Raw genomic sequence first — 18,826 nt, forward strand, 5'->3', positions numbered from 1 at the left:
TCCGGCGTGGTCCGGCGTGATCCGGACGAGGGGACCTGCCCCTCAGCCCCGCGTGAACCGCAGCGTCACCAGCTCGAACGGTCGCAGGGACACCGTCACCGCGTCGCCCGCGAGTTCCGGTGCGCTCACCCCGTCGAGCGGCCGCTCCAAAAGGTCCGTCACCGCCACCGAGCCCACCGTGAATCCGGCCGTCAGCGTGGCCTTCGTCCGGCCGCCGTGGGCCTCGTGGAAGCGGACGACCACGTCGCCGCTGCCGTCGTCGGCGAGCTTGACCGCGGTGACGACCACCACGTCGTTGTCGACCGTCACCAGCGGGGCCACCTCGGAGCCGCCGCGCACCCGCCGCTCCGGCAGGTTGATGCGGTAGCCCTCGCGCACCGCGTCACCGATCCCCGCGCCCGGCACCAGGGCGTGCCGGAAGCGGTGCACTCCCTGGTCGGTCTCGGGGTCGGGGAAGCGCGGGGCGCGCAGCAGCGAGACGCGGACCGTGGTGGTCGTACCGCAGTCCTCCTCGCGCACCGTGCGGGTCACGTCGTGCCCGTACGTCGAGTCGTTGACCAGCGCGACGCCCCAGCCCGGCTCCTCGACGTGCACGAAGCGGTGGTTGCACGCCTCGAACTTGGCGGCCTCCCAGCTCGTGTTGGTGTGCGTGGCGCGGTAGAAGTGGCCGAACTGCGTCTCCGAGGCGTACCGCTCGGCGTGGACGTCCAGCGGGAACGCCAGCTTGAGGAACTTCTCCGTCTCGTGCCAGTCCACCTCGGTGTCGATGTCCAGGCGCCGGTCGCCGGGGGCGAGCGAGAGCACCTGGGTGAGCCGGGAGTCACCGAAGCCGCGTACGACACGGACCGACGCGCCCTCGCCCGGCTCGACCACGTCGGCCTCGGCCAGGTCCGTGACGGTGTTGCGGTAGAACTCGTCGACGTCCCACGCGTCCCACATGTTGGGGAAGTCGGCGTGCAGTTGGGGCAGGTTGGCCGCGCGGCCGGGCGCGATCGTCTCCCGGTCCGCCGCGATGTCGTACGCGGACACCACGAGGCCCCGGCCGTCGATCTCCACCCGCAGCAGGCCGTTGTCGAGGACGTAGCCGCCCTCCTCGCGCGGGGTGATCGTCGCGTCGCCGTCGACGACGGCGGTCCGCGCACCGCCCGCGGGCACCCCGTCGCGGGTGTGCGGCGTGGAGTTGAAGACCAGCGCGCCGGTGCCCTCACCGGCCAGTGAGCGCTGCGCCTTGTCGATGATGCCGTTCAGCTCCTGGGCGAGCGCGGCGTAGGTGGCGCGGGCCTCGCGGTGCACCCAGGCGATGGACGAGCCGGGCAGGATGTCGTGGAACTGGTGGAGCAGCACCGTCTTCCAGACGTGGTCCAACTGCTCGTAGGGGTAAACGAAATCGGGGTTGCGCACGGCGGCGGTCGCGGCCCACAGCTCCGCCTCGCGCAGCAGGTGTTCGCTGCGCCGGTTGCCCTGCTTGGTGCCGGCCTGGCTGGTGAGGGTCGCGCGGTGCAGTTCGAGGTAGAGCTCGCCGACCCAGACAGGCGGGTTCGGGTACTCGGCCTGCGCCTTCTCGAAGAACGTCTCCGGCGTCTCCCACGCGACGGTCGCCGAGCCCTCCAGGTCCCGCAGGCGCGCGGCCTTGGCGATCATCTCGCGGGTGGTGCCGCCGCCTCCGTCACCCCAGCCGGTGGGCGCGAGGGAGTGCCGTGCGACGCCCTTGTCCTTGAAGTTCTTCGCCGCGTGGGCGATCTCGCTGCCCTTCATCGAGCAGTTGTAGGTGTCGACGGGCGGGAAGTGCGTGAAGATGCGGGTGCCGTCGATGCCTTCCCAGTTGAAGGTGTGGTGCGGGAAGCGGTTGGTCTGGGACCAGGAGATCTTCTGCGTGAGCAGCCACTTGGAGCCCGCCGCCTTGATGATCTGCGGCAGGCCCGCGGCGAAGCCGAAGGTGTCGGGCAGCCACGCCTCGTCGTTCTCGACGCCGAACTCGTCGAGGAAGAACCGCTTGCCGTGCACGAACTGACGGGCCATCGCCTCCGAGCCCGGCATGTTCGTGTCCGACTCGACCCACATGCCGCCCGCGGGCACGAACCGCCCGTCGGCGACGGCCTTTTTGACCTTCGCCCACACCTCGGGGCGGTGCTCCTTGATCCATGCCCACTGCTGGGCCTGGGACATGGCGAAGACGAAGTCCGGCTCGTCCTCGATGAGCGCCGTCATGTTGGACGTGGTGCGCGCGACCTTGCGGACCGTCTCGCGCAACGGCCACAGCCAGGCGGAGTCGATGTGGGCGTGGCCGACGGCGCTGATCCGGTGCGCGGACGGCTCGGCGGGCGTGGCGAGCACCTCGGCCAGCTCGGCGCGGGCCGCGGCGGCGGAGCCGCCCACGTCCTGGATGTCGACGGCGTCCAGCGCGCGGCCGACGGCGCGCACGATGGCGTAGCGCCGCCCGGAGTCCTCGGGCAGCTCCACCATCAGCTCGCCGAGCACTTCGAGGTCGATGACGAGCTGCCAGACCGTCTCGTCGAAGACGGCGAGGTCCATGCGCTCCAGCTTGTACTGGGGTTCGCTGCCCGCGGTCTCCTTGTCGCCCAACTGGGTGGGCAGGAAGGGGTGGTAGTCGAGGATGACCGGGTTGGAGGCCGCCTCGACGTGCAGCCGCACCTCTTCGCCGCCCTCGGCGGGCGCGGCGACGCGCACCCACTGGTTGCGCGGGTTGAGACCCTTCACCGGGGTGCCGTCGGGGCGGTAGACGAGCCCCTCGCACTGGAAGCCCGGCATGTTCTCGTCGAAGCCGAGGTCGAGGATCGCCTCGACGGTCTTGCCCGCCCACTCTTGCGGCACGGTCCCGGTCACCCGGAACCAGCTGGTCCCCCAGGGCGCGCCCCACCGCTCCCCCACGGCGGTCGGCGCCGGCTCGGCGGCGAGCCCTTCGGCCACCGGCACCGGCTCGCCCGGCGCGTTCCACACCGCCACGTCGAGCGGCACGGAGGCGGGATACACGGCGGGCCTGATGCGCTCGTCCAGAACGCGCTTGAGGCGGGCTTCGACCAAGGTGCGGTCGTCATGCATGAGGGGTCTCCCAGGGGATAGTCAGCCCGTCCGCCGTTTGAGGACGAGCGCGAAGCGCGATCTACGGTGCGATGTCGCGGGCTAGCTCACCACCTCCGGCGACACGACCTCCGTGATGCCCCGCGCAGCGAGATACGCCGCGTCGGCGGCCCGGCTCGCGAGGACGACCGTCGGCCGCACCCCGTCGGCCACCAGGCGGGCGAACGCCTCGAAGACCACCCCGCCGGGGGCACATTCGGACCGCCGCGCCGGGGCGTCGTCCACGACGAGCGCCGTCGTGCGGGTCGCCGGCGCGCAGGTGCGCCCGCGCCACTCCTTGGCGATGCGGGCGATCGCGGCGCCTGCGGGCTTGACCTGTCCGTCGTTGGTCAGCAGCCCGAGGCTGTACTCCAGCTCGGGAAAGTCCGCGAGGTCCCGCGAGACGTCGTGGGAGCACCACCACGTGACGCCCCACACGTCCTGGCAGTCGAGCGCGGCGGCGATCGTCTCCTCGGTGAAGGCGGCGGCGTGCTCGGCGGGAATCAGCGGCGCGGGCGCGCCGACCTCCTGCAGCCAGACGGGCCGCCCCGGATCGAGCGCCCACGCCTTGGACAGCTCGATCATGTACGCCGCGTGGTGGCGCGTGGCCGTGCCGGTGCGCCCGTGGCGCTGGGCGGTGCCGTTGAAGACCCAGGAGTGGACGGCGGTCACCGCGCCGAGCCGGGCGGCCTGCGCCGGGGTGAAGGGCTGGTCGTCCTGGTACCAGGCGGCGTCGTACTCGGCGTGCAGATGCAGCTTGCCGGGGGCGCCCTCCTCGCAGGCGGCGAGGACGGTGCGCAGCCAGGTCTCCGCCTGCTCCGCGGTGATGCGGTCGGGGTCGGGGTGCGGGCCCGCCGAGAACTGGTTGATCTCGTTGCCTATGGTCATGCCGATGAAGTTCGGCCGGTCGGCGAGCGCGCCGGCGAGCGTGCGCAGGTACGCGACCTGCCCGGAGACCACGTCGGGGTCGGTGAAGATGTTCCGCCGGTGCCAGGTCTGGGTCCATGCGGGCAGGAAGTCGAAGCTGGACAGGTGCCCCTGGAGGCCGTCGACGTTGACGTCGAGGCCGCGTTCGGCGGCGGCGTCGGCGAGCCGGACCAGCTGCTCGACGGCGCGCGGGCGTATCAGGGTGCGGTTGGGCTGGAAGTACGGCCAGATCGGGAAGACCCGGATGTGGTCGAGGCCGAGCGAGGCGATCGCGTCGAGGTCGGCGCGTACGGCGTCGATGTCGAAGTCGAGCCAGTGGTGGAACCACCCTTGGCCGGGCGTGTAGTTGGCGCCGAAGCGCGGGGGGCCCGCAGGCGGCGCGGAAGGCGATGCGGAAGACAAGTGCGGATCCTGGTTCTGAGGGAGTTCGGGTGGCGCGGCGGCTCAGCCCTTGACCGCGCCCTCGCCCACGCCGCGGAAGAAGTACCGCTGCAGGCAGGCGAAGAGGACGATCAGCGGGAGCACGGCGATGACCGTGCCCGCGGCGACGAGGCGCTCGTCGTTGGCGAAGGTGCCGTGCAGGTAGTTGAGGCCGATGGTGAGCGTGAACCGGTCCGGGTCGCTCAGCACGATCAGCGGCCAGAGGAAGTCGTCCCAGGCGCCCATGAAGGCGAAGATCGCGACGACCGCGAGGGTGCCCTTGACGGCGGGCAGCGCGATGCGCAGGAACCGCTGCCACACGTTGGCGCCGTCGACGAACGCGGCTTCCTCGATCTCGTAGGGCACGTTGAGGAAGGCGTTGCGCATCAGCAGGACGTTGAGCGCGGAGACGCAGCCCGGCAGCAGCACACCGATGAGGGTGTTGTTCAGGCCGAGCTCACGCATGGTCGTGAACTGGGCGATGATGATGCCCTCGACGGGCACCAGCATGGCCAGGATGAAGACGACCGTGGCCGCCTTGCGTCCGCGGTAGCGCAGCCGGGCCAGGGCGTATCCGGCGAGGGTGGCGCCCACGCAGTTGGTGACCACGTTGGCGGCGGCCACCTTCAGGGAGTTGAGCGCGTAGTCCCAGACGGGGATGGTGGCGGCGACCCGCTCGTAGTTGTGCAGGGTCGGGTCGGCGGGCAGGAACTTCGGCGGGGAGCTGAAGATGTCCTCGTGCGGCCCCTTCAGGGACGTGGAGAGCTGCCAGAGGAACGGCCCGATCATCAACGCCAGTACGGCGAGCAGGAGTACGTAGCGCAGGACGATCTCCCACACGGGCATCCGGCGGCCGTTCTCGTCGGTGACGCGGCGCCGGGCTGTGCGGGGCGCGTCGGGCGCGGGCCGCCGGGCGGCGGTCGCCGGTGTCTTCTCGACGGTGCTCACGCGTCCTCCTTCCGGTCCGCCCGCAGCACGAGCAGCATCAGTGCGACGGTGACGACGAAGACGACGACCGAGATCGCCGAGGCGTAGCCGACCCGTCCGGTCAGGCCGGTGCCGACGCGCTGCACCAGCATCACGAGGGTGGTGTCCTCGCCGGCCGGGCCGCCGGTGGGGCCCGCCATCAGATAGACCTCGGAGAACACCTTGAAGGCGGCGACCGAGGAGAGCGCGCCCACCAGGACCATGGTGGAGCGCACGGCGGGCACGGTGACGGTGAGGAAGCGGCGGACCGCTCCCGCCCCGTCGACCGCCGCCGCCTCGTGCAGCTCGCGCGGCACGTTGGCGAGCGCCGCCAGATAAATGATCATGTAGTAGCCGAGGCCCTTCCAGACCGTGACGGCCATGGCGCTGAACAGCAGCAGCCACTGGTCGCTCAGGAAGCCGACCTTCCCGACGCCCACCGCCTCCAGGAGGGCGTTGACCAGGCCGCGCTCGTCGAGCATCCACACCCAGATCAGGCCCACGACGACGATCGAGGCGACCACCGGCGTGTAGCAGGCGGACCGGAAGAAGGTGATGCCGGGGATGTGCTTCTGGACGAGCATCGCGAGCAGCAGGGGCAGCAGCACGAGCGCGGGGACGACCACGAGGACGTAGATCGTGCTGTTGCGCAGCCCGATCCAGAACATGTCGTCGTGCAGCAGCTCCTGGAAGTTGGCGAACCCCACGTATTCGCCCGGCATCAACGTCCGTTTGTCGGTGAAGGAGTTGTTGAGCGTGCTGAGGAACGGATAGAGGATGAAAACGGCGACGATCACGAGCCCGGGAGCGGCGAACAGCCAGGGGCTGGTGGGCAGTTGACGCCTGATCTTGGCGGGGGCGGTACGGGTCTTCATGGCTGACGTTCCCTGGTCATGGATCGGCACAGCGGCAGCGGTCAGCTCTGGCTCAGCAGCCGGTCACAGTTCTTGACAGCGTTGTCGAGTGCTTCCTTGGGGCTCTCCTTGCCCTGCAGCGCCTTGGCGACGGCGTTGCGCAGCTCGACCTTCATCTGCTCGCTGAACAGCACGGGCGTGTAGTTCACCGCGGTCTTGATGGACTTCGCGGCGGCGACCCTGACCCGGGTCTCCTCCTTGCCGTCCTGCTCGGTGAAGTACGGGTCGTCGAGGGAGCCCTGGGTGCTGGGGAAGATCGCGACCTTCTTGGCGAACTCCATCTGGTGCCGGGCGTCGGTGACGAAGTGCGCGAAGGCCACGGCGGCCGGGGTCTGCTTGGTACGGGCGTTCACCATCACGCCCATCACGTACATGTTGTCCTTGCCGGTGCTGCTGATCTGCGGGGTGATGCCGATGTTCTTGTAGAGCTTCGGCGCCTCCTTCTTGAACTTCTCCAGGTCGAGCGCGCTGCCGGGGTTCATGGCGACGGCCTCGGTGAGGAACTTCTTGCCGGTCGACTCCGGGGTGGCGGTCAGGGCCTGCCCGTCGAGCGCCTTGGCGTCGTACAACTTCTTGTACTCGGTGAGGAGTTCGACGCCCTTGGCGTCGTTGAAGGTGAAGCCGGTGCCTTCCTTGTTCATCAGCGGGACGCCGTAGCGGCCGAAGTCCTCGATGGTGGGGACGTTGGCGAGCGTGGCGACCTTGCCGTCGCTCTTCTTCGCCAGCCGCAGGGCGTCGTCGAAGAGCTGGTCGTACGTCTTCGGGGGCTTGTCCGCGTCGAGACCGGCGTCCTTGAAGAGCCGCTTGTTGTAGAAGAGCGGGCCGGTGTTCAGGTACCAGGGGAAGGCGTACGTGCCGTCCATGCCCGGTATCTGGTGGCTCTTCCAGGCGCCGGGGAGGTACTCCTTCTCGTACTTGCCCGCCACCTTGCCGAGGTCGAGGGCGAGGCCCGCCTTGGCGAGCGGGGCGACCAGGTCGGGCGAGACGTTGACGACGTCGGGCAGGGTTTCCGCGGCGGCGTCGGCGCTGATCTTGTCGGCGTAGCCCTCGCCGGGCTGGTCGACCCAGCGGACGTCGGTGCCGGGGTACTTCTTCTCGAACTCGGCGACCAGGCCCTCGAAGTAGGGCTTGAAGTTGGCCTTCAGGTTCCAGGTCTGGAAGGTGATCTTGCCTTCGATCTTCCCGGAGGCGTCCTGGGAACCGCCGTCGTCGTCGCCGCCACAGGCGCTCAGCGGCAGCAGGACGGCGAGGACGGCGCCTGCGGCGACCGCTCTGCGAGGGATGCGGGAGATGCGCACGGTGAAACGGCTCCTTTGCTCGGCCCAGCGTGAGAGAGGCGGTGACTGCAACCGTCCCGACCGTGCAATCCGCGCCGAGGCAGACCCTGCACGCAGCGGTGGAGCAAAGTCAATGGATTCGGGACACGGAATTCGAAGAGTGTGCGATCGACCGGCCAACACCGCAGGTCACAAAGGTGCGTTGGAGGCCTTGCGGCAGATGACTAATGCGCTTTAGAGTCCAGCCACTCAAGCGCATTAGTATCCGGGAGCCAGGAAAGGGGCAACGGGTGCAAGGCAAGCGGTCACCGGCACGTCGGCCGACCATGAAGGACATCGCGCGCCGCGCCGGGGTGTCCGAGAGCGCCGTCTCCTTCGCGCTCAACGACCGGCCCGGTGTCTCCGCCATCACCCGCGACCGGGTGCGCAGGGTCGCGGAGCAGCTGGGCTGGCGGCCCAGCACGGCGGCGCGCGCCCTGTCCGGCGAGGGGTCGGCGACGGTGGGCCTGGTGGTGGCGCGGCCCGCGGCGACCCTGGGCGTCGACTCGTTCTTCCTGCAGCTGATCTCGGGGATCCAGGAGGTCCTCGCGGAGCGGCACCTGGGCCTGCTCTTCCAGGTGGTGGAGGACGTGGCCGCGGAGTGCGCGGTCTACCGCCGCTGGTGGGCCGAGCACCGGGTGGACGGCGTGCTGGTGGTCGACCCGCGCACGGACGACCCGCGGCCCGCGCTGCTCGACGAGCTCGGGCTGCCCGCGGTGGTGACGGGCGGCGTGCCCGACCCGGACGCCGGGCACCCGGGCTTGTCCACGGTGTGGGCGGACGACGCGGGCGCGATGGCGTCGGTCGTCGGCCACCTGCACACCCTGGGACACCGCCGCATCGTGCACATCGCGGGCATGGAGGGGCTCGCGCACACCGAGCGCCGCATCCGCACGCTGCGCGTCGAGGCGGCGGGCCGGGGCATGTCGGGGGTGCGTTCGGTGACGACGGACTACTCGGACGCGGAGGGCGCCGCGGCGACCCGCCGGGTCCTTCAGGCCGCCGAGCCGCCGACCGCGCTGGTGTACGACAACGACGTGATGGCCGTGGCCGGCGTGGCCGCCGCGACCTCCCTCGGCTTCGCGGTGCCGGACGACCTCTCGGTGGTCGCCTGGGAGGACTCGGCGCTCTGCCGCATGGTCCACCCGTGGCTGACGGCCCTCTCCCGGGACACGGTGGCCTTCGGCCGCACCGCGGCCCGCGAACTCCTCGCCCTGCTCGACGACGGCCCCGCGGCGACGGTCCAGGTGCCGCTGCCCCGGCTCATCGAGCGGGAGAGCACGGGGCCGGTCAGGGACTGAGCCGGGCCGCCGCCCGGGTGGAGGCCGTTCGCCCGGGCGCCGACCGCTGCCCGGGCGACGGTTCTCATGCGCCCGGGGGCGCCGGAGGCCAGGGCAGCGCGGCCAGGATCGGCAGCAGCGACTCCTCCTCGTAGTCGAGATGAGCGACCAACTCCGTCGACATACGGGCGAGTTCGGAGCGGAAACGGGCGGGGTCTGCTCCGTCGATGTCCGCGAGGAGCGCGGCCAGCTCGCGCTGGATCCGGGCGATCACCCGGTGTTCCTCGGCAAGCCGGTCGAAGGTCTCGCGCAGCTCCGGGTGGTGGTGACCCATCACGGGAAAGAGGTGCGCGTCCTCGCTGGTGTGATGGAACTCCAGAGCGTCGCAGAAGGCCAGGCAGTGCTGGCGGATCTGCAGGCCGATGCCCGGCTTCGGCGGCGCACCCTGCCCCTGATCGGCGGCGAGCACACCGAAGTACGCCTCCGTCTCCTCGCGCACGTGCCGGAGCTGTCCGCGCAGCCAGAGGTGGACCTGGGTCATCTTGTCCGCGAAGGTGGCAGCACCTTCGGGGATGCCGGCCTCGTGCGCGGGCCGCTCCAGGACGACGACGGGCAGGACGCGGCTGGTCCGGTCCTGGTAGTCGCCGTAGCCGGGGGCGGCGGCCACCACCCGCTCGAAGAGGTACTCGCGCCGCTCCCCCTCGGTGGGGACGGCGATCGCCTCGAACGTGTCGGTGCCGAGTTCGACGGTGACCGTGGGGTGGGCGAGGACGTTGCGGTACCAGTCGGGGTGGCGCGGTGCGCCGAGGTTCGACCCGACGACCAGGAGCAGGCCCTCGGCGCGGACGAAACCGAGCGGCGTGGTGTGCGGCTCACCGGTCTTCGCGCCGGTGGTCGTGAGCAGCAGGAGGTCGCCGCCTTCGAAGGGGCCGCCGACCTTCCCGCCACCCGCTCGGAACTCGTCGATGACGGACTGGTTGAACGGGGCGGGCGCGGGCGCGGAGCCTGCGGTGGCCGGGCGGTCGGGCGTGGAGTGCGTGGGCGTTGAGTGCGTGGGCATGACGGTGTCAGGTCTCCGTACAGGGGGTTCGCGCCTCGGAGGACACTCGGAGGCGCGGTGGGTGAGAGGGAACGCCACGCGCCGGAGGCGTGGCCGGGGCGCGCGAAGACGCACGGTCAGGCGGAAGCCCCGGGGTGTGAACTCACGACGTATCCATCGGCGTCGTCCTTGAGTGAAGGTGCTCGCCCGATCGCCGACCTGCCCACTGCTCTTCGGTCGGCGCCACGCGGCACGAGCACCATTACAGTCATCCACTCCCCTGCATGTCAACGGGAGCCGGAGGCCTGCGCCCCTGGTCGGGGCCTCAGACCTCCGACCGGTACAGACCGAACTCCGCGATCCGCACCCCCGCCCGCGACCGCGTCACCCGCAGCCGCCACCGCCGCGCCGTCACCGGGGCATCGAGTCTCAGCACGCGACTGGCGCCCACGGTGTCCACCTCCGTCACGGCCCGCCAACCGCCGTCCGCGTACGCCTCGATGACCGCGTGCTCCAGTTGCTGCCCGTGCCGGATGTCCTCGGCGAGGCGGATGCGGTCCACCGCGCGGACGGCGCCGAGGTCCGCGGTGACGGTCCCCCTCTTGTGATCGTGCCGCAGCGGCGTTCCGCCCGCGAGGTCCTCGGGCAGCTCGCTCCGGATCCGCCGACGGAACTCGCGCAGCCGCACCGCATCGGCGTCAGGCAGCAGCCCGCGCCGGTCCGGCGGGATGTTGAGCAGCAGCACGGAGTTGCGTCCCACCGACCGGAACCAGATGTCCGTCAACTCGTCGACGCTCTTGGGCTGTTGGTCGTCGTGGTAGAACCAGCCGGGCCGGATGGAGACATCGCACTCGGCGGGCCACCACTGCAGATACTGGGCGACGGAGCACGCCTCGGCGAGCGCCGCGCGGCTGCCCTGGTCGGGGGCGTCGTACGGGAGGGCGTAGTCGATGCTGCCGTTGCCGGAGTCCTTGACGGGGACGACGCTCCACTCGTTCTCCCGCGCGAGCCCGCCTTCGTTGCCGACCCAGCGGACGTCGGGGCCGCGCACCGCCATGGTGGCGTCCGGGGCGAGCGCACGGATCAGCGCGTACCAGCTGTCCCAGTCGTACGTCTCCACCTTGTCCGGCGGGATGCGCCCCTGCGCCCCGTCGAACCACACCTCGTCCACGGGGCCGTACTCGGTGAGCACCTCGTAGAGCTGGTTGAGCATGTGGGCGCCGTAGTCGGTGGCGTCGAGGGTGAAGGTGCGCGGATCGTCACCCGCCCGGTCGTCGTCCGGGACGAGGGTGGGGATGGTCCGCGGGGATCGCTTGCTGCCGTTGGCGTAGACGCCGTCGAGGTACTGGTTCTCGTCGGCGGGCGAGATGTAGACGCCGACCTTGATGCCGTACCGCCGCAGCGAGTCGGCGAACGAGCGCAGCGCATCGCCGGTGCCGCCGCGCCAACTGCTGCTCGCCACCGTGTGGTTGGTGTAGCGGGAGGGGTAGAGCACGAAGCCGTCGTGGTGCTTGACGGTGAGGATGGCGAGCCGGAAGCCGCCGTCACGCAGGGCGCGGGCCCACTGGTCGGTGTCGAGTTCCGCGGGCTGGAAGACGTCCGGGTCCTCGTCGCCGGTGCCCCATTCGAGGCCGGTGAAGGTGTTCACGCCGAAGTGCAGGAAGGCGGTCTGCTCCAGTTTCTGCCAGGCGATCTGGCGTGCGGTGGGGCGGACCCGGGAGGCCTTGGCGACCAGCGTGGCGGGCGTGTCACCGGGGCCGACCGGGATGCGGTGGGGTGATTCGGCGCTTCCGGGTCCGCCGGTCGCGGCCGCGGGGAGCGGGGCGCCGGACGCGGCGACGGCCGTGGTGACGGCGGCGGCCATGAAGAGGCGTCTGCTGACGGTCATGGGGTGCCGATCTCCTTCGGAGGCGGGGGTCAGTGCGCGCGCAACGTCCAGGCTGCGGGCCGCTGTTGGTCCGGTGCGTACTGGACGAGTCGGCCGTCCTGCGTGACGTGCACGGCCATGCGTGTGATGGCGTTGGTGATCCGGAGGCCGCCCGGCGCCTTCGCGAGTTCCCACCGCTGCAGGGTGTTCTTCCTGTCGCACGTCTCCTCGGTGACGGCGGTCCCCGGCTGCAGCGGCACGTTGAGCGTCAGCTTCCCGCTGCGGGTCTCCAGGCACTTGCCGCTCACCGTGGACCGCAGCGTCAGGTAGCCGTCGGCGGTGCGCTCGACCCGGACGTCGCGGGGCTCGGCACGTCCGGCCGTGTCCTGCAGGGTGTACGTCCCGTCGGCCACGGGCGACTTGGTGAGGTCGCGCCACCCGGGTGCGTGGCCCACGGACTCGGCGCGGGCGGTGAACTCGCCGTACGTCGGGTCCGGGTGAGCGGCTCCCCAGGTGACCTGCGCGACATGGGCGAGCGGCAGCGCCATCGCGGCCGCGACCTCGTTCTCGGTCTCGCCGCGGCCGTTGTCGGGCCACAGGCTGATCTTCGCGCCGGTGACGCCGCCGCCGGTGGCGAGTTTCTCGCCCTCGAAGCTGCGCGGGTCCCACTGCTGGTCGTACAGCTTGCGGGTGTCGGTGTGGAAGCCGCCGCGCACGAGGTAGAGCGCGTAGGCGGCGTTCATCAACGGGTGACCCTGCGCGATGAGTCGACTGGGTTTCGTCTTCACGTCGAGCCAGTGCTCGACGGTGGTGCCGGGTGCGACGGGCACGGTGTTCGCGCCGGTGAGACCGTCGTTCCAGATGCGCAGGTGCCTGCCCTTGCTCGTGACGTACGCGTGCACGCGGTTCACGAAGTCGATGAAGGCGTCCTGCGGGGTGGCGTTCGCGCCGTACTTCTTCCTCGCGTACTCCAGGATCTGGGGGTACTTGGCGAAGTCGGAGCCGAGCATGTACTCGTCGGCGCCCATGTGCCCAGACGTCGCCGGGAAGACGTCGGCGTACTCGTCGACGAGGCTCGTGTAGTACGCGAAGGACGCGTCCTTGGTGATGTCCAGGCGGGCCGGCTGGCGGACGCCGTCGGAGTCGGTGAGCTGCAGGTCGGGGCGGTTCTCCAGCCACGGGTCCAGATGGCCCGGCGAGTTGATCTCCGGGACGATCGTGACGTGGTACTTCTCGCCGAGCGCGACCAACCGCCGCAGTTCGCTCTTGGTGTAGTAACCCCAGGAGTTGGCCTCGGGGTGCGCGTCGCTCTTGACCTTGAGCTCAAGGAGCAGCTGGTTCTGCTTGCGGTACGCCATCTCGCGGACGAGGTTCTCCAGCCAGGGCGTGGAGATGTGGATGTAGCAGGCGCAGACGCCGACACCGCGCTCCTTGTAGTGGGGCACGTCGACCGTGCGCCCGGCGGGGACGCGGTCGTTCTGGGCGAGGAGTTGGAGCAGGGTCCGGGTGCCGTAGAAGGCGCCTGCCTCGGTGGCGCCGGTGATCTCCAGGCGTCCGCCCACCCGGAGTTCGTACCCCTCGCCGCCCAGCGGCTTCCGCGCCCGGTCGGCGTCGATCACGATGTCCCCGGGGCGGGGCTTTCCGTGCGTCAGGGCCGGGTGGCCCTCGCCGGCGGCGCGCAGATCGTCGGCGAGCGTGGCGGCCACGCGGCGCGAGGCGGGGTCATGCGCGACGAGGCGGGTGCCGGGCCCGTAGCGGTAACTCCCCTCGGCGGGCGTCCAGTCGGTGAGGGCGGGCACGGTGCGCGGTGGATCCGGGGCGGCGGGGGCCGAGGCGCCGGCGGCCGGGAGCGGGGCCGCCACGACGAGCAGAGCGGCGGCGAGGAGTGAGCGCAGTGCGGTCATGAGGTCCGATGATTCAAGCGCCTCACGAAGCTGTCAATGCATCGTTCTCTGCGAGGAGTTGGACATTTGCGCGGGCGTCGGCCGGTGAATCAGAGGCAACCCCCCACGGTTCAGTACGCGCACACGGCGATCCATCGGATGAATTCTTACTTGCTACGGGACGTCGACGCCCCAGACACAGACGCCCCTGACGCAGACGACCGGACACACCGGTGCCCCCGGCCTTCGGGAGCCGGGGGCACGTGGCGAAGCGCAGCGGACCGACACCGGGGGCTTCCCGGAGCAGCTCCGGATCAGTCGATACCGGGGAGGATGTGCGGCTCGGCGAGGTCGTCCTCGTAGCCGGCCAGACGGATCGGGGCCGCCTTGGCCCACGCCTCCAGATTGCGGAGCTTGTGGGGCCGTCCGGCCCGTTCACCGCCGCGTTCCGCCGGTCGATTTTCGTGCTTCGTCAGATCTGGTGTCACCGCGCACTCCTTTGTGTCGCGTAACGGAAGGACAGAGGCAGTTCGGTCGCGGTGGCGCCGGATTCTGGCGGGACCGCGGCCGTGGTACCAGCCTGTCCCGGGGCGGCCGAGGGAGGCTTGTGGCTCCCTGGTGGCTGCCCGCTCGCCTTAGGTTAACCAAATGAGCGAAGCCGCGCTCGATGGGGCCCCAAAGACGGGGATGAATTCCGGACAAGGACGGACCAGACGGCGCACGGAACCGGCAGGTCAGAAGTGGCGCCGGTGACCGACGGCGACCGGAGGGCCAGGTTCCACCAGTGCGGCGAACTCACCGGAGCGGGCCGAGGGGTTCATCGCCACCGCGCGTCACACCCGCGGGATCAGGCCCGTCACTGCTCACAGGGCGTACGACTGGCGCGAAAGGGCCGCACGCGGACCGTCCACAGTGACGGACGCCACACTCCCCGCCGCACGCCGCACGCCGCACGCCGCAGCCCGTGCGCCGCTGACCGCGCACCGCAGACCACGCACCCCGACGCCGACCCCGGCCCGGCCCCGCCTTCAGCTCCCTACCCAGCCCGGACTACCACTTCCCGGGCGCGTAGTCCTTCATGAAGACCCCGTACAGGTCCTCGCCCGCCTCACCGCGTACGACCGGGTCGTACACGCGGGCGGCGCCGTCGATCAGGTCGAGCGGGGCGTGGAAGCCCTCCTCGGCGAGGCGCAGCTTGTCGTAGTGCGGGCGCTCGTCCGTGATCCAGCCGGTGTCGACCGAGGTCATCAGGATGCCGTCGGACTCGAACATCTCCTGGGCGCTGGTCCGCGTCACCATGTTCATCGCGGCCTTCGCCGCGTTGGTGTTCGGGTGGCCCGCTCCCTTGTAGCCACGGCCGAAGACGCCCTCCATCGCCGAGACGTTGACGATGTACGCGCGGCCGCTCTCCGCCTTCTTCGCCGCGTCGGCCATCGTCCGGCGCAACGCGCTGATCAGGATGAACGGCGAGGTGTAGTTGCAGAGTTGGGTCTCCAGCAGCTCCACGGGGGAGATCTGCTCGATGGTCTGCACCCAGGTGTTGCTGTCGACGACGTCCGGCACCAGGCCGCCCGCGTCGATGGCGGTGCCGTCGAGGTGCCGGGCGACGCTGGCGTTGCCGGCGACGAGCGCGAGGTCGGCGACCTGCTGCGCGTCCAGACCGCTGGTGCCGACGGGCAGGGCGGCCAGGCCGTCCACCGCTCCGGAGTTGAAGGCGCCGATCACGGAGTGCGCGGGCAGCTCACCGGCGGGCAGCGGCGCGCTCTCGCCGTCGACCAGGGCGGCGTAGGCGGACGGCAGACGGCGCACGGTCTGCGTCGCGTTGTTGATCAGGATGTCCAGCGGGCCGGCGTCGGCGACCCGCTCGGCGAGGGACACCGACTGCGCGGGATCGCGCAGGTCGATGCCGACGACCTCCAGCCGGTGCAGCCAGTCCGCGGAGTCGTCCATCGCCTTGAAACGCCGGATCGCGTCCTTGGGGAACCGCGTGGTGATGGTCGTGTGGGCGCCGTCCCGCAGCAGCCGCAGCGCGATGTACATGCCGATCTTGGCGCGGCCACCGGTGAGCAGGGCGCGCTTGCCGCTGAGGTCGGCGCGGGCCTCGCGCCGGCTCCGGTTCAGCAGCGCGCACTCCGGACAGAGCTGGTGGTAGAAGTAGTCGACCTCCACGTACCGGGCCTTGCAGGTGTAGCAGGAGCGCGGGCGCTGGAGTATCCCCGCGATCCGCCCCTCCTCGGTCCGCGACGAGGGCAGCAGGCCCTCCGTCTCGTCGTCGATGCGCTGGGCGGAGCCGGTGGCGGTGGCTTCGGTGACGGCCTTGTCGTGGGCGGTCTTGGCGGCCCGGCGCTCCTGACGGCGGCGCTGCTTCACCGTCCGGTAGATCCCGGCGGTGGCCCGGCGCACGGCGATCGCGTCGGGGTGGTCGATCTCGAGCCGGTCCAGCTCGTCGAGCACGCCGAGGCAGACGGCGAGACGGTCGGGGTCGATGCCGGGGCCGTACGCCTCGTGCTCGACGGTCCCCTCCTGGCCTTCGTCTGTCACCGTCATCGCCGCTGTCCTCGTGTCATTCCGTGCCACGGCGCATCTGGTCGCCCGCGGAAGCTCCAAAAGCGGAAGTTTACGTAGCGGTGGCCCCGCTCTCCAAACCCACGCCCTGTGCGCACACCGTCACCGGCGACGCGCACGGACCGAGGGGGTGCCCGGCGGTTCGGAGGCGGGCGGGGATCACCGCACGACGGGCGGCGCGGCTCCCTCCGACGTCCCCCACTCCGAGGGCTTCTCCCCCACCGTGAAGGAGAGCACCCTGGCGTCCCGGATGTCGTCCGTGGTCAGGTACGTCGCCTCGTGGGCGACCCCGTCGACCCGCGCCGACCGGATGTACCGGCTGCTGTCCGAGGTGCCCGGCGCCTTCACCGTCAGCGCGCCCCGCGGGTAGTAGCGGCGGTCCAGGCGCAGGTCGACCCGGTCGAAGACGGGCGTCGACAGGCCCCAGGTGTCCGTGCCCGGCTGGACCGGGAAGACGCCGATCGAGGAGAGCACGTTCCACGCCGACATGGTGCCGAGGTCGTCGTTGCCGGTCATGCCGGTCGGGGCGTCCGTGAAGAGGGTGAGCGCGGCGTGCACCACGTCGGTCGTCTTCCACGGCTGGCCGGTCGAGAGGTACGTGTACGGGGCGATGAGGTCGGGCTCGTTCTGGGGGTTGTACTTGTCGGCGTTGTAGTAGTCGTAGGGGCCGTTGACCCACACCTCGCGGGCGGTCTTCGCGGGATCCTTGAGCAGCTGCTCGTAGGCGAAGAAGGAGTCGAGGCGGTCGGTGGCCGTCCGCTTGCCGCCGATCAGGTCGACCATGCCGGGGATGTCCTGCGGGACGAGCCACTGGTACTGCCAGGACGTGCCCTCGTGGAACCCCTCGCTCTTGGCCGGGTCAGCGGGCCCGGTGAAGGCCCCCGAGGCGTCCCGCGCGCGGAAGAACCCGGTCGAGGCGTCGAAGATCTTCCGGTAGTTCTGGGCACGCGCGGCATAGCGGCGGGCGTCCGCGTCGTGCCCGAGCTCGCGCGCCATCGCGCCCAGCATCGCGTCGGACAGGGCGTACTCCAGCGTGGCGGAGGCGCCGTGGTCGTAGTCGGAGTCGCCGGGCTTGGCGTGCGGGCGGCCCTTGACGTACGGGGCGAAGCCCTCGGCCAGGTACTCCTTGTTGGCCTCGCGCCCGACCGGCGCGGAGTCGGCGGGCGGCACCCCGTCGGCGTTCTTCTTCAGCGCGCGGTACGCCTTCTCCTCGTACCCCTTCAACAGGCCCTGCTGGTAGGCGTTGGTGAGGAAGGGCGTGATCGGGTCGCCGGTCATGATGTTCGTCTCGACCGTGCCGTAGCCCCACTTCGGCAGCCAGCCGCTCTCCTCGTCGATCTTCAGGACGGAGAGCGCCATGTCACGGGACTCGCGCGGCGCGAGCAGCGCGAGGAGCTGGGCCTGGGTGCGGTAGGTATCCCACAGGGACCAGTTCTGGTAGTACGTGAAGCCCTTGGCGCGGTGGGTCTTCTGGTCCCAGCCCGTGTAGCGCCCGTCGACGTCGCTGCCGATGTTCGGCGCGAGGAACGAGCGGTACAGCGACGAGTAGAAGGTGCGGCGCACGGTCTCGCCGCCGCCCCGCGCCCGTACGTCGTCCAGCCGTCTCTCCCACGCGGCGCGCGCCGCGCTCGCGACCCGGTCGTACGAACGGCCGCCCTCAGCACGGAGGTTGCGGGCCGCGCCCGACGCATCCACGTACGAGATGGCGGTCGTCGCCTCGACCGTGCGGTCCTTGCCGGTGTCGAAGCGGACGAAGGCGCCGGTGCGCTCCTCCCCCGCCGAGGTCTCCTTCGCACCCTCGGTGACCTCGGCGCCCTTCCACGTGCCCGACGTCGTGAAGGGGCGGTCGAAGCGGGTGAGGGTGTGCAGCGTGTACGGCCGGGTGTCCTGGCAGAAGCCGCTGCCGGTGATCGAGGTGCGCACGGTGCGGTGGTCGAGGATCTCGACCTTGGTGCGCACCGTCTTGTGCAGCGACTGCCCGGCGTTCAGCAGGACGTTGGCCTTGGCGGTGGCGGGGAAGGTGTAGCGCTGCACGCCGGTACGGGCGGTCGCGGTCAGCTCCGCCTCGATGCCGCCCTTGAGGCCGACGCGGTAGCGGCCCGGGCTCGCGCTCTCGTCGTCGTGGCTGAACTCCGCGGCGTACTTGGCGTAGTCGGTCTCCGTCACGTCGCCCGTGGTGGGCAGCGTCGGCAGGTCGCCGCCGAGTCCGCAGCCGACGCCCGAGAGGTGGACCGCGGAGAAGCCGCGGATGTGGGTGTCGGAGTGGTCGTAGCCGGTGTTGTGGCCGGTGTCGGGCGAGAGCTGCACCATCCCGAAGGGGACGGCGGCACCCGGATAGGTGTTGCCCTCGTTCTCGGTGCCGATGAACGGGTTGACCAGGTCGGTCAGCCGACCACCGGCCGGTGCGCGCGCCGCGTCCGCCTGGGCCGACGGCATCGCCAGGGCGCCGCCGCCGAGCAGGGCGGCCAGCGCCGCAACCGTCCCCGCGCCGCGCAGCCGCCGGGTCCATCTCATGGTGGGACTCATGGGGGAACGCCTCCTCGAAGGCCTGCGCCGAGCGCTTGGGACAAC

At 70.9% G+C, this 18,826-nt stretch carries 12 protein-coding genes; 1 reads left to right on the forward strand and 11 read right to left on the reverse strand.

Annotated elements, in window-relative coordinates; genetic code table 11:
* Positions 1–42: 42 nt before the first annotated feature.
* The 5 genes from ACZ6CV_RS13935 to ACZ6CV_RS13955 form a co-directional block, all read right to left on the reverse strand.
* Positions 43–3,060, reverse strand: coding sequence for an alpha-mannosidase (locus tag ACZ6CV_RS13935; RefSeq protein ID WP_469251025.1), 3,018 nt, complete (start codon positions 3,058–3,060; stop codon positions 43–45).
* 81 nt (positions 3,061–3,141) lie between these two features.
* Positions 3,142–4,407 carry a glycoside hydrolase 5 family protein gene (locus tag ACZ6CV_RS13940; RefSeq protein WP_469251026.1) on the reverse strand — a complete coding sequence of 422 codons (1,266 nt, stop codon included), beginning with the start codon at positions 4,405–4,407 and terminating at the stop codon, positions 3,142–3,144.
* 42 nt (positions 4,408–4,449) lie between these two features.
* Positions 4,450–5,373, reverse strand: coding sequence for a carbohydrate ABC transporter permease (locus ACZ6CV_RS13945; protein WP_469251027.1), 924 nt, complete (start codon positions 5,371–5,373; stop codon positions 4,450–4,452).
* Positions 5,370–6,266, reverse strand: a complete 897-nt coding sequence (locus ACZ6CV_RS13950; protein ID WP_469251028.1) for a carbohydrate ABC transporter permease — start codon at positions 6,264–6,266, stop codon at positions 5,370–5,372. Before ACZ6CV_RS13950 ends, ACZ6CV_RS13945 begins: the two co-directional genes overlap by 4 nt.
* Positions 6,267–6,307: 41 nt before the next feature.
* Positions 6,308–7,603 (reverse strand): extracellular solute-binding protein, encoded by a 1,296-nt coding sequence (locus ACZ6CV_RS13955; protein WP_469251029.1) that lies wholly within the window; start codon positions 7,601–7,603, stop codon positions 6,308–6,310.
* 305 nt (positions 7,604–7,908) lie between these two features.
* Here ACZ6CV_RS13955 and ACZ6CV_RS13960 point away from each other — a divergent pair, with 305 nt between their 5' ends.
* Positions 7,909–8,922 carry a LacI family DNA-binding transcriptional regulator gene (locus ACZ6CV_RS13960; protein WP_469251030.1) on the forward strand — a complete coding sequence of 338 codons (1,014 nt, stop codon included), beginning with the start codon at positions 7,909–7,911 and terminating at the stop codon, positions 8,920–8,922.
* A gap of 64 nt (positions 8,923–8,986) precedes the next feature.
* On the opposite strand, the gene ACZ6CV_RS13965 is transcribed toward ACZ6CV_RS13960, so the two are convergent.
* The 6 genes from ACZ6CV_RS13965 to ACZ6CV_RS13990 all read right to left on the reverse strand — a co-directional run bounded on the left by ACZ6CV_RS13965 (position 8,987) and on the right by ACZ6CV_RS13990 (position 18,769).
* Positions 8,987–9,961, reverse strand: a complete 975-nt coding sequence (locus ACZ6CV_RS13965; RefSeq protein ID WP_469251031.1) for a nitroreductase/quinone reductase family protein — start codon at positions 9,959–9,961, stop codon at positions 8,987–8,989.
* Between the two features lie 304 nt (positions 9,962–10,265).
* Positions 10,266–11,828 (reverse strand): alpha-L-fucosidase, encoded by a 1,563-nt coding sequence (locus ACZ6CV_RS13970; RefSeq protein ID WP_469251032.1) that lies wholly within the window; start codon positions 11,826–11,828, stop codon positions 10,266–10,268.
* Between the two features lie 29 nt (positions 11,829–11,857).
* Complete coding sequence (locus tag ACZ6CV_RS13975) at positions 11,858–13,711, reverse strand: family 20 glycosylhydrolase (protein WP_469251033.1); 1,854 nt, start codon at positions 13,709–13,711, stop codon at positions 11,858–11,860.
* Positions 13,712–14,004: 293 nt separating this feature from the next.
* Complete coding sequence (locus tag ACZ6CV_RS13980; protein WP_355806587.1) at positions 14,005–14,178, reverse strand: hypothetical protein; 174 nt, start codon at positions 14,176–14,178, stop codon at positions 14,005–14,007.
* 562 nt (positions 14,179–14,740) lie between these two features.
* Complete coding sequence (locus ACZ6CV_RS13985) at positions 14,741–16,237, reverse strand: SDR family NAD(P)-dependent oxidoreductase (protein ID WP_469251034.1); 1,497 nt, start codon at positions 16,235–16,237, stop codon at positions 14,741–14,743.
* A gap of 177 nt (positions 16,238–16,414) precedes the next feature.
* Positions 16,415–18,769, reverse strand: a complete 2,355-nt coding sequence (locus ACZ6CV_RS13990; protein ID WP_469251456.1) for a GH92 family glycosyl hydrolase — start codon at positions 18,767–18,769, stop codon at positions 16,415–16,417.
* Positions 18,770–18,826 lie beyond the last annotated feature (57 nt).

Source organism: Streptomyces sp. NPDC041713, from assembly GCF_055591085.1.